The sequence below is a fragment of the Shewanella sp. SP2S2-6 genome (assembly GCF_031931965.1).
Classification (GTDB): Bacteria; Pseudomonadota; Gammaproteobacteria; order Enterobacterales; family Shewanellaceae; genus Shewanella; species Shewanella baltica.
This window is the reverse complement of sequence record NZ_JAUOEQ010000039.1, coordinates 1-11,694: the sequence shown is the minus strand read 5'-3', so window position 1 is coordinate 11,694 and position 11,694 is coordinate 1. Positions and strand designations below refer to the sequence as shown.

At 46.5% G+C, this 11,694-nt stretch carries 7 protein-coding genes; 3 read left to right on the top strand and 4 right to left on the bottom strand.

Going from position 1 to position 11,694, the window contains the following annotated elements; translation table 11 throughout:
- Positions 1 to 106: 106 nt before the first annotated feature.
- Complete coding sequence (locus tag Q4Q57_RS18955) at positions 107 to 955, bottom strand: D-hexose-6-phosphate mutarotase (protein ID WP_311891715.1); 849 nt, start codon at positions 953 to 955, stop codon at positions 107 to 109.
- 228 nt (positions 956 to 1,183) lie between these two features.
- Between Q4Q57_RS18955 and Q4Q57_RS18950 the strand changes: the two genes are divergently transcribed.
- The 3 genes from Q4Q57_RS18950 (at position 1,184) to Q4Q57_RS18940 (ending at position 6,880) form a co-directional block, all read left to right on the top strand.
- Complete coding sequence (locus Q4Q57_RS18950; protein WP_311891714.1) at positions 1,184 to 2,974, top strand: acyl-CoA dehydrogenase C-terminal domain-containing protein; 1,791 nt, start codon at positions 1,184 to 1,186, stop codon at positions 2,972 to 2,974.
- Between the two features lie 437 nt (positions 2,975 to 3,411).
- Entirely contained in the window at positions 3,412 to 5,529 is a 2,118-nt protein-coding gene (locus tag Q4Q57_RS18945) for a TonB-dependent receptor (protein ID WP_311891713.1), read from the top strand.
- A gap of 235 nt (positions 5,530 to 5,764) precedes the next feature.
- Positions 5,765 to 6,880 carry a patatin family protein gene (locus Q4Q57_RS18940; protein ID WP_311891712.1) on the top strand — a complete coding sequence of 372 codons (1,116 nt, stop codon included), beginning with the start codon at positions 5,765 to 5,767 and terminating at the stop codon, positions 6,878 to 6,880.
- 196 nt (positions 6,881 to 7,076) lie between these two features.
- Here Q4Q57_RS18940 and asnB read toward each other — a convergent pair whose 3' ends face one another.
- The 3 genes from asnB to Q4Q57_RS18925 all read right to left on the bottom strand — a co-directional run.
- A complete protein-coding gene (asnB, locus tag Q4Q57_RS18935; protein WP_006087458.1) occupies positions 7,077 to 8,741 on the bottom strand; it encodes an asparagine synthase B in 1,665 nt (554 codons plus the stop codon).
- Between the two features lie 604 nt (positions 8,742 to 9,345).
- Entirely contained in the window at positions 9,346 to 11,022 is a 1,677-nt protein-coding gene (locus Q4Q57_RS18930) for a M28 family metallopeptidase (protein ID WP_311891711.1), read from the bottom strand.
- 325 nt (positions 11,023 to 11,347) lie between these two features.
- Positions 11,348 to 11,694: hypothetical protein (locus Q4Q57_RS18925; RefSeq protein WP_311891710.1), on the bottom strand; the 347-nt coding region annotated here is incomplete at its 5' end.

Here is an 11,694-nt window from a genome sequence, read left to right as displayed (position 1 = left end):
ATCGGACTGGGCATTTTTGTGTGTATCGTTTGTGGCTAGGATTTAGAACTAGAAATTAAGCTCTCGATTTTAAGCTCTAGATTTTAAGAACGAGGATATTAAATCGTTAGTCTTTCCAGCAAATATGGGTCACTAAACTGTGGGTTTCACTTGGGGCAAGCACGACTTTATCTTCTAAAACATTGGCCGCTTCTAGACAGACCATGGTCAAATAATCTTCTGGATTAAACCGGCCAAGGCGTCGTGACTTTTCAATCCATGGATTCCATAATACCGCTGACTGGCTGTTTTCACGGCTGACTTCGATTATTCCCTGCGGCGTATGCAATAATTGCACAGGGCTGAGATCGGTATAGACACGATCTGTCTCGCGATCAAACAGCACTTCATCCGTGGTTTGCGGATAAGGTCCTTCAGCAAATTCGATGTATTTTGAGCCACTAAAGCCGCTGGCTTTGAGTTGGTGGATATCCTCAATCGGGAAATAGCTGTGCAGCGCTTGGGTAAGCGTCACGGTTTCATCACCTAAGTTGGTATTCACAAGACTGATGCTCAGGGTGTCGCCTAGGGTGAATAACACGCTGACCTGAGTGTTATGCGGCCAATAGATTTTATCTTGCTCACTGATCTTTAAGCTAAAACGTAAATCCACTAACTGATTACGCATTTCTACCGATTCCAGCGCCCAAATGCGGGTACGGGCAAAACCGTGTTGGGGGAAGTTTGCTTCACTACTCATGCCAAACCAAGGCCAGCATACGGGCACTCCGCCACGGATCCCATTACCGGGTTGATAATCGTCAGCCGATGAAACCCACAGTAAAGGTGGTTTTCCTACGGGTTGAAAATAGTCTATTTGCGCGCCCTGCAAAAAAATTCTTGCCTGACATAACGCCGTATTCACTTCGACATAATCGAGCCCGTTGGCGTGCTTTTTAGTAGTGACAGAACCCATAGTAGCAATATCCTTAACTCTGCTGGCATATCAGAAAAACAGGCAGTTAGCTTACAAAGTTTTCCGCGATAACATAAGGCTTTGTTGCGATCAATTTACGGTTTCGCTGTTCGTTTGTGTAAACAAAAGTCTTTGCTGGCTGGTGGGGTGCTTTCTTTTTCGGCAAATTTAGCTAAAGTGGTCAGATCACTTAGTGAGTTGCAGTCTAACAAGAAAAGGGAAGCGATTATGCCAGTCTATCAAGCGCCGCTGCGCGACTATCAATTTATCCTCAATGAAATGTTACATATTTATCAGCAAGATGCTCTCAAGGGGTTCGATGAAATCGATCCAGATCTTGTTGATGCTATCCTGCAAGGTATGGCTGACTTTAGTACTGAAGTCATGCTGCCGCTCAATAGTATCGGCGATCTGCAAGGCTGTAAGTTGGTAGATGGCAGGGTGATTACCCCCGAAGGATTTGATAATGCCTATCAGCAGTTTGTTGATAATGGCTGGCCAACGCTGACCTGCGATCCTGAATATGGCGGCCAAGGTCTACCCGAAGTGGTGGGGATTTTTGCGACTGAGATACAAACGGCAACAAATATGGCCTTTGCCATGTATCCCGGTTTGACCCATGGCGCCTATGCCGCCATCCATGCCCACGGCAGTGATGCGCTTAAGCAAAAATATTTGAGTAAATTGGTCAGCGGTGAATGGACTGGGACAATGAATTTGACCGAGTCCCACGCCGGGACCGACTTAGCCTTATTACGCACCAAAGCCGTGCCAGTATCCGAAGGTGTTTTTGCTATCACTGGCGAGAAGATTTTTATCTCCTCAGGCGATCACCAACTCACCGACAACATAGTGCATTTAGTATTAGCCCGCTTGCCGGATGCACCTGAAGGCGTGAAGGGCATATCTCTGTTTGCGGTACCTAAAGTATTAGTGAATGGCGATGGTAGCCTAGGCGCGCCGAACACTTTATATGCCAGCGGCCTTGAACATAAGATGGGCATTCACGGTAACTCCACCTGTGTGATGGTGTTTGAAGCTGCGCTGGGCGAGCTTGTTGGCGAGCCGCACCAAGGACTGCGCGCCATGTTTACTATGATGAACCAAGCGCGTTTAGGCGTGGGCGTGCAAGGGCTGGGTGTCTCTGAGATTGCCTATCAAAATGCGTTAGCCTATGCCAAAGACAGATTACAGAGCCGCGCTTTAAGCGGTGCCAAAGCCCCAGAAAAAGCCGCCGATCCGATTTTGGTTCACGGCGATGTGCGCCGTATGTTGCTGTCGCAAAAAGCCTTTAATGAAGGCGCAAGAGCCTTAGTTGGACAACAAGCTTTGTGGCTCGATGAAGCTGAGCGCCATACCGATCCCGCCAAAGCGAAAGCGGCATCCCAGTTAGCAGCCCTGTTTACGCCCGTTGTGAAAGGTTTTATCACCAACCGCGGTTTTAATGCCTGTGTGGATGCGCAGCAAGTGTTTGGTGGACATGGTTATATCCATGAGTGGGGCATGGAGCAATTTGTGCGTGATAGCCGTATTGCGCTGATTTATGAAGGCACTAACGGCATTCAGGCGCTGGATTTAGTGGGTCGTAAATTGCTTAGCGACCGCGGCGCGGCGATGCAGCAATGGTCGGCATTAGTGACTGAGTTCATTAAGTCACATAGCACGAATGCGGCGATGCAACCTTACGTGAGTGGTTTAATGGATTGTGCGGGTGATTTGCAAAAGGCTAGCGGTTATTTAGCTGCACAAGCTGCGACTAATCCTGACATTATCGGCGCAGCGTCTATGGCTTATCTGGAGTTATTCGGCGTGACTGCACTGGCGTGGATGTGGGCCAGAAGTGCCGCGGTTGCATTAGCGGCGTTGGAGCAGGGCACCGAAGAAACCGCGTTTTACCAAGCTAAATTGAAAACCGCCGATTTCTATATGGCTTACTGGGCGGTGCAAGGTCGCAGTCTGCGTAAGCAAATTGAGCAGGCGAGTGAAATGCTCACACAATTGGATGAAGCTATTTTTTAAGCATTCACCTTATCGGCTGAGTTAAGCCCTTGCTTAAGAACAGCTCAAAAACCAGCGCACTGTCGCTGGTTTTTATTTTTATCCCACATTAACACTTCTATCTAAGGTCTTTGCGACTGAACCTCTGTTTCGTTTAAGTCATAACCAAATATCACAAGGATAATGTGAGCTGACGCTAGGGATTTACCTAACAGATTTCACATTCATGTAAATTCAAATGATAATCGTTGTCATTCGTAAATCATTCTTTATAATGACGGCCAATTCGTTTGAATACATTTGTAAACCCTTTGGTTTATGCCATTTTTATGCGCTCGCGCTGGGGACATTCTGTGAAGACTCGTTTCGCCTACTCATTAATTGTACTTGCACTCGCTTAACATCAGTCGACATTCGCCGCTGAAACCGTACTCGATAAAGAGGCTCCACAGCAGACCTTGTCTACGAGCTTACCCGTTGCAAGTCCTGCATCGACTGAGCCTGCAGCCTATGAGCAAGTTAAGCTGGCAGCACCTGAGCGAATTGCCGTTCATGGCCGCGCGATGCAAATGTACGTCGATAAAGAAACGACGGTTGGCACTAAGACGGCGATCAATGTGATGGAATTGCCGCAGTCTGTGCAAGTGCTGACCGAGCAGTTAATTGTTGACCAAGCGGCGCGCAATATTACTGATTTATACCGCTCAATCGCTGGCGTGAGTGAGTTCAGTTATTCGGGCGTGACCTTTCGCGGTTTCCGTGACGATGCCAACGTCTTTTATGATGGGGTAAGGGGCGATCCCTATTCGGGATTTTCTGTGCCGCAACTGTTTAATGTGCAGCGGGTTGAAGTGTTAAAAGGCCCTGCATCGGCACTTTATGGAGGTGGTGAACCCGGCGGTATGATCAACTATGTCACTAAAAAACCAACTTTTGTTGAGAGTAAAGAGCTGACATTGAGCACCGGCAGCGAGGACATGATGGGTGGCTCGCTGGATTTGACCGGCGGCTTAACCAACAATCTCGCCTATCGCTTTGGCGCCTATTATCAGCAGGAAGATAGCTTTCGAAATAATGCCGATAGCCAAAATGCTGAAGTGGCGGGTGGATTACTCTACGAAATCAGTGATGATACTAAGCTCACCACGACCTTCGATATCATTAAGCAGGATTTAGGCGGCAATCGACTGCGCGGCGTGCCTGTCGATAATGACGGTAATTTCCTTGTTGCGCCATCCTATAATGCCAATGAGAAGAGTGACTTCCAGAAGATGGATGCACTGGTGCTGCAATCGATTCTCGATCATCAATTCACCGATAACTTCTCTGTCAAGACTCAGATCCGTTATCTGAATAATGATTCCACGCAGCAATATCATGAATCGAGAGGTTGGGCGACCTTAGATGCCAATAAAAAGCCCATTATGGGTGATGGCACCATTAAGCGTGAATACCGAGTGCAAGCACGGGCAAATGATGAAATCAGTTTAACCAATGATTTTGTTTATGCATTCGATGCCTTAGGTTTTGAACATGAGTTCCTGTTCGGTGGCGATTATCACTATGTTGAAACCGAATACAGCTACAAGCTGGCGACGGATAAAACAGGTGTGGGTAACCTGAATATTTTTGACCTTAATTATGGTGAAACTGACCCAAGTACTTACACGCTGCAAGACAAAAATACCGATGGCACTCGCGCTAACCGCTATGGCGTGTATGTGCAGGAACATCTGCACTTTAATGAACAGTGGTCATTGATTGCTGGTCTGCGTTTCAGCCAGTTTGATGACTATGATAAAAAGACCGGTTTCTCCTTCAGCGATAACGCGATAACGCCAAGAGCAGGACTGAATTATCGTCCAATCGATTCAATGTCCTTTTATTTGAATTACTCAGAGAGCTTCAATCCAGCATCTTTAACCGATCAAGCACAAGATATTGCTGACGGTTTCCTCGATCCAGAAACGGGCAATCAAATTGAGCTTGGGATGAAAAATGAATGGCTTGATGGCCAGTTCATGACCACGCTCGCGGTATATCGCATTGAAAAACAAAATGTTGCTCAAGCTAACTCTTTAAATACTGGCGATGACGATGGCATTCCCGCTTTACTTAATTTGGGTGAAGTACACAGTCAAGGCCTTGAATGGACGCTGGTGGGGGATTTAACCGATAACCTGACTGTTACGGCAAACTATGCCTATAACGAGACTGAAGTGGTTAAAGGAGTCACTAACGACAGTTTAACCAATACCTTCGATAGTAAGCACTTTGCCAATGCGCCGCGTCATCAAGCGGGGATATGGACTCGTTACGATATCAATGCACTCGATTCGGCGATTGCCTTTGGTATGGATTATGTGGGCGAGCAGTTCAGCCTCGATGGTCAAATAGTGAAGCCCCATACGATTTTTGACATGAGCTGGACGACTCAGTGGGATCAAACTCAAGTTCGCTTAAATCTTAAAAATATCTTCGACAAAGAATATGCCGTCAGTGGGTTTAGCGAACGTAATGGCCATTTCCCCGGTGAGCCGCGTAATATCACGTTAGAACTCAGTCATAAGTTTTAATGCATTGATGTGAAAACAGCTTGTTCGTTAAGGATGACGAACAAGCTAACCTGCCTAACCTTGCTCATCACTGCCGTTATTTCTGCCAGTATTTGCTGTCGTTATCATCACCGGCTAATGCTTGCACACTATCTTAATAGTTTTTTCCTATTAAGATGATAGCTTCTATCCGTTATCCTTTCTCATTTAGCTTGTTTAGACTCGCCTTATATGAATTATTCGATAAGGTTTTACTATGCACGCTTTCAGCCACTTAGCCTCCCAAGACGCTCAATCTAACGCTAGCCCACAGGTGGCCCTGATTGCAGAAGGAGGTGGTCAGCGCGGTATTTTCACCGCAGGCGTGCTCGATGCTTGGCTTGATGACGGCTTCGATCCCTTTGATTTATTTATTGGTACTTCTGCTGGCTCACAGAATCTCAGCAGTTTTTTGGCCCGTCAGAAAGGTTATGCCAAACGTTTGATCCGCGGTTTATCGCGCCATAAACGCTTCTATCGACTCGGTCGCGGGTTAGTTGGTGGCAATGTGGTCGATTTAGATTGGTATTTTGAGCAGACTAGACAAGGGATGTTCAAATTAGATCTTAATGCGGCGACGGCCTCACTCGGTCATCGGCAGCTACTGATCACCACTACCAATGCCAGTGATCGCAAGGGATATTTTTTAAGTCCAAGCAGTAAAAGCCAGTGGCGCGAATTGCTTAAAGCCTCCAGCGCATTGCCATTTTTGTATAAACAAGGGGTGAAACTCACGCCTTGGCTAACTGATAAGGCTTGTAATAACGGCGCGGCTGATCATGGCGCCTCTGATAACAGTGCCTCTGTTCACGGTGCAGCATCAAGCGAAGGTATCGACAGTGATTTTTATCTCGACGGCGGCTTAGCCGCGCCTTTACCTGTACGTGAGGCCTATCGTCGTGGTGCCCGCAAAATTGTGGTGATCCGCACTGTGAGTGAGGATTTTCAGGCGCAATCGGCTTGGGTGCATAAACTTAAATCTTGGATTTGTGTTTCTGGTTTTTGCCCGAAAACCATAGATTATTTAGTGCAGCACGAACAAGCCTATCAGGATGAATTGGACTTTATCGCTAATCCGCCAGAGGATGTGGAGATAGTGCAGATTTTTGCCGCTGAAAATTTGCAGAGTAAGTTGTTGGGTAGCACCGATGCCGATTTACGCCATGATTACCATGCGGGCATGAATGCCGGAAAGCAGTTTTTAAGCTTAGATCCGATGGCGTTGACGCAGAGTAATGCTTATTTTCAAACTCAAGTGCAAACCAACGCTCACACTCAAACCCACATTCAAGCTCACTCTGAAATCAAGCCATTTAGTGCGCTGTCGGCCTAGTTGAATTCTAGAGTTAAGACACAATTTTGTGCACGAGTAAGCAATAAAAGTAAACAGCATCGAAATACAAAAGCCACCCTAGGGTGGCTTTTGTGGTTGGCTATCTTAACCAGTTTATCAATCCAGCTGATTCACTTAGCTTATTAATTTAGCGTATTAACCTAGTTTATCAACTGAGCACTTTAACGTTAGGCTATTAATAACTTGAGGTGTGTACAGAGCGTACTGCTCGGCCCGATGGGTCGATAATGCCGCGTAAGCTTTCGTCCCAAGCCAGCGCTTCTGGCGTTGAACAGGCGACGGATTTACCACCTGGAACCGTTTCAGCGGCGCCGCTCAATGGATAATGTTCTTCAAAGAAGCAGCGATAGAAATAGGCTTCTTTGGTTTCTGGCGTGTTGTATGGGAAACGGAATTTCGCGTTTGCCAGTTGTAAATCATCCACCCGCGCTGCAGCTTGTTCTTTCAAACCGTCAATCCAAGAGTAGCCTACGCCGTCACTGAATTGTTCCTTTTGACGCCACGCCACTTCTTTTGGCAATTTATGCTCAAAGGCTTGGCGCAGAATGTGTTTCTCGATACGACCATCCTTAGACATTTTTGCTTCTGGGTTGATGCGCATCGCCACATCCATAAACTCTTTATCGAGGAAGGGCACACGGGCTTCTAATCCCCAAGCGGCCATAGCTTTGTTGGCACGCAGACAATCGAACAGATGCAGCTTATCGAGTTTGCGGACTAATTCCTCGTGGAATGCCTGTGCGTTTGGCGCTTTATGGAAGTATAAATAGCCGCCAAATAGCTCGTCAGCACCTTCACCCGATAACACCATCTTAATGCCCATGGCTTTGATTTTACGCGCCATTAAATACATAGGTGTCGCGGCACGTATGGTGGTGACATCGTAGGTTTCTAAGTGATAGATCACTTCTTTAATCGCATCTAAGCCTTCTTGGAAGGTGAAATGGATCTCATGGTGAATAGTTCCAATGGCATCTGCGACTTTTTTGGCAGCGATTAAATCTGGCGCACCTTCAAGGCCGACGGCAAAAGAATGCAACTGTGGCCACCAAGCGTTGGTTTCGCCATCGTCTTCAATGCGGCGTTTCGCAAAGGTTTGCGTCACGGCGGAAATGATCGATGAATCTAAGCCGCCTGATAGCAACACACCATAGGGTACGTCTGACATTAATTGGCGTTTGACCGCCGCTTCTAATGCGTCACGTAATTCTTCTTGGCTGGCTGGGTTATCTTTAACTGCATCATAGCTTTGCCAATCGCGGCTATAGTATTTAACGGCTTCACCATCTTTTGAATACAGATACTGGCCCGGTAAGAACTCTTCTACCGTTTTACACACTGGCATCAGCGCTTTCATTTCAGAGGCAACATAGAAGTTACCCGCAGCGTCACGGCCTGTGTATAGCGGGATGATACCCATGTGATCGCGGCCGATAAGGTATCTGTCCTGGGCTTTGTCATATAACACAAAGGCGAAGATACCGTTTAATTTATCAAGGAAGTCAGTGCCATATTCTTGATACAGCGCCAAGATTACTTCGCAGTCAGAGTTGGTTTGATAGCTGTACTTATCGCCTAACTGGGCTTTCAATTCTTTGTGGTTATAGATTTCGCCGTTGACCGCAAGGATCAAACTGCCATCTTCGGTCAGCAGTGGCTGAGCACCGTGTTCAATGTCAACAATGGCTAAACGTTCGTGGGCAAGAATTGCCTTATCACTGGCATAAATACCTGACCAGTCAGGGCCACGGTGGCGCATTAGCTTAGACATTTCTAGCGCGACTTGGCGCAGTTCTTTGGCATCAGATTGGATATCTAAAATCGAAAAGATTGAACACATAGTACAACTCCCACACTGTCTGTCATTTGAGGATGTCTCAATTGAGGTTTAATGTGCCAGCAATTTATAAATTTGCCAAACACTATTTTTGATGTTTTATCTGTTTATTGGTGTTTTTGTTGATTTAGATGTTTATGTTTAATGCTTTTATTTGAGAATAATTCATTTAATTTACGTTATTTTTGATGATTTGTTTTTATTGTCTGATTTGGCGTGAGGGGTTTTGGGGAATTCACAATGTGTTTTAAAAAAGTGTCGATGACAGAAAAACCGTTAAAAAAGACCATAAATAATGAGTTGGCTCGCTTAAGTGTTTTATTTTTAATCAATTAATGCGCCGAGTTTGACATCAACCAATGGCATAAGCCTATGCAGAATGGTGTCGCAGGATGGATATTATCGCGATAACTGCATTGTTTGTGAGCTGAAAACAAAAAAGCACGTGAATGGTTCACGTGCTTTTCAATCTTGTCTGGCGCTTTGCCGTGCTGGCTGAGATGGCGCTTTATTCAGCTGGCGCTTTATTTCGCAGGTGCGACTAGCATGCGTCAATAAGAGACGACTCACTAAGTCGCCTCTCACAAGCTGTCACTGATAAAAGCTGCTATTTTGCATCTGTCACAAGCGTCGTTTTGGCTGGGCGCAGGCTATTAAACTCTGTGCCTTGATAGTATCCCGGCCAATCTTTGCTGTTGCCCAATGTGCGCGTGACTTGGTAGTAGACTTGCAAATCTTGCAGCGCGCCGCTCAAATCCCAGTCTTCATGGTATTCATCGCAGACATTGTGATAACAGCCTTTCATTGTGGCTTGCATCTGGGTTTTATAAGCAGCCGTGGCCTCATCAACGGGGTCGCTACCGCCGCCGGCAAAGACGGCTGGGACGCCCAGTTTGGCAAAGCTGAAATGATCTGAACGGAAGAAACCGCCCGAAGCGGGATTTTTTTCACCCATGGCGATGCGGTTTTGTTGTTTTGCCGCATCGATAAGGTAAGTTTCTAACTCAGACTTGCCTTTGCCGACAATCGTAAAATCCTTGGTTTTGCCGTAGATATTGGTGCTGTCGAGGTTTAGCACTGCCACGGTTTTGTCGATAGGATAAAGTGGATTGGCAGCGTAATAGCGCGAACCGAGTAAGCCCTGTTCTTCACCTGTGGTGGCAATAAAGGTGACCGAGCGCGCTAAACCGTGGCCTTGATTCGCATTGTCGGTTAATTGTCTGGCGACCTCGAGAATGCCGGCAGTGCCCGAGGCGTTGTCCATGGCGCCGTTGTAAATCTGATCGCCTGCTTTCGTCTCGTCTTTACCTATGTGATCCCAATGGGCGGTGTAGAGGATCTGCTCGTCGGCTTGTGTGCTGCCGGGGAGCGTGGCGACTACGTTGTAGCTATTCGCGTATTCGGCTTTATTTTTAAAGGCGATACTGGCCGTTTGCTCAAGGGGGACATTGATTGGGCTGTCGGCGGCGCGCGCCATCAAGCTCGGCAGTGATAAACCCGCTTTATCAAACAGCTGGGTTGCTGCGTCCAATGTAAGCCAGCCTTCGACTTTGATGCGGCTATCTTGTTCGGCTTTACTCAGCACTAGATCTTGCTGTGGCCCAGTCCAGCTATTTTCTACCACAGACCAAGGATAAGAGGCGGGCTCAGTATCATGGATGATCAGTGCACCAAGGGCGCCTTGACGGCTGGCCTCTTCAAACTTATAGCTCCAGCGGCCGTAATAGGTCATGGCTTTGCCATTGAACTTACCCGAGTCAGGGCGGGCAAAGCCGGGGTCGTTGACTAAGATCACCGCAATTTTGCCTTTCATGTCGAGATCTTGGTAATCATTCCAACCATATTCTGGTGCGTTCACTCCATAGCCAACAAAGACTAATGGCGCGTTCTCAATGTTAATGCCACCGTTATCGTGACGACTGCTGAGCACCAGATCTTTTCGGTATTTAAAGGGTAATCCTGCCAGCGTGACTTGCTGCGCTTCATCTGCGGTATAGCTGACCATAGGCACAGGTTGTAAAAAGCTGCCTTGGTATGCGCCCTTGAGTCCCATCTCTGTAAAGGCTTTAGTCAAATAGTCCAAGGTGAGTTTTTCACCGTGAGTAGTCGGTGCTCGACCTTCAAATTCATCGGATGACAGGGCTTTTATATCATTTCTAAAGCGTGCTTCATTGAACTGCACGGGTTTGAGTTCAGCCAAAGTACTGTTGCCATCGGATTGGGATGAATTCGGACTACAGGCACTGAGCATGGCCAGCGCACAGAGGGGATACAGACGTCGCATAGGTTAATCCTACTGTTGTTTTAATTAAGGAATTTTAGATTTCTGTTAATCAATCAGAAGTGAGGCTTATCATGAAGCAAGCCGCAGCGAGCCACAAGGCTGAGAAGAAGGTGAATGTGTTACTTAATGTTGCTTTACCCTATGCAATACGCCTTTGGGCGAGGCGTGTTGCATGGGTAATGTTTAAGCGACTGGCAAGGATGAATTGCTAGACGTAGGATTAGTCCACTATGATAATCACACCAGACTACTTTGGGGCAACCCTTACTATAACAACAAAAAACTGATGCGTTTAAGTAAGGGCTGAAAGTCAGAATTATTCCAGTTAAGCGATGGTTTTTTCGTCATTTGGTATCAAGTTAAGAAGTGCTCTTTTTGTTACTTCGAACACTTGAGGCATGTAGTTTTCATCTAATACTAACTTAATATCTATGTCACGATTGTGTAGATCTAAAGCTTGTCTTATTACTTGTTCGTTATGCAGCACCCAATGCTCTAGCACTCTAACTCTGTCGACAAGTCTGTCAGTACCTATAATGGCTCGCGCTGGATGTTTACTCGATGTAAAGCTACCTCCTAAAGGAAGGTATTCAGTTCCATCTTCAACTGTAACTGTTGTATTCCCAGCTTTTTTTCTCAAAATCCTGCGTTCTTCTTGAGTTAGAATTTCTT

Bases quoted from the DNA above. Each gene is read 5' to 3' on its own strand.
- Q4Q57_RS18950 (WP_311891714.1), top strand. From the start codon at position 1,184: ATGCCAGTCTATCAAGCGCCGCTGCGCGACTATCAATTTATCCTCAAT.
- Q4Q57_RS18955 (WP_311891715.1), bottom strand. From the start codon at position 955: ATGGGTTCTGTCACTACTAAAAAGCACGCCAACGGGCTCGATTATGTC.
- Q4Q57_RS18940 (WP_311891712.1), top strand. From the start codon at position 5,765: ATGCACGCTTTCAGCCACTTAGCCTCCCAAGACGCTCAATCTAACGCT.
- Q4Q57_RS18930 (WP_311891711.1), bottom strand. From the start codon at position 11,022: ATGCGACGTCTGTATCCCCTCTGTGCGCTGGCCATGCTCAGTGCCTGT.
- asnB (WP_006087458.1), bottom strand. From the start codon at position 8,741: ATGTGTTCAATCTTTTCGATTTTAGATATCCAATCTGATGCCAAAGAA.